Genomic DNA, 220 nt, shown 5'->3' on the forward strand with positions numbered 1-220 from the left:
TATGCTGTCGCATGTAGGGCCAGCAAGTACAGACTCAAAACGCTCGCCATCTTGATTAGCACTGTCTATAGCGTAGGCAGCTTCGACAAACATTACGCCGCTGAAAGAGCCGAAAATACCGTCAGCTAAGAAAAACCACGATCTACCTTCGCGCTGCGCTAGGCCCATAACTGAGGCTACGCTAGTTACGCTACTTGCTACAATATAACGACCCGGCTCT

1 pseudogene is annotated in these 220 nt (G+C 50.0%); it reads right to left on the reverse strand.

Annotated features, from left to right (window positions below):
* Window positions 1–220, reverse strand: a pseudogene (locus CWB65_RS19770) (type III PLP-dependent enzyme); the annotation flags it as partial.

Source organism: Pseudoalteromonas sp. S554, from assembly GCF_005930865.1.
Classification (GTDB): Bacteria; Pseudomonadota; Gammaproteobacteria; order Enterobacterales; family Alteromonadaceae; genus Pseudoalteromonas; species Pseudoalteromonas marina.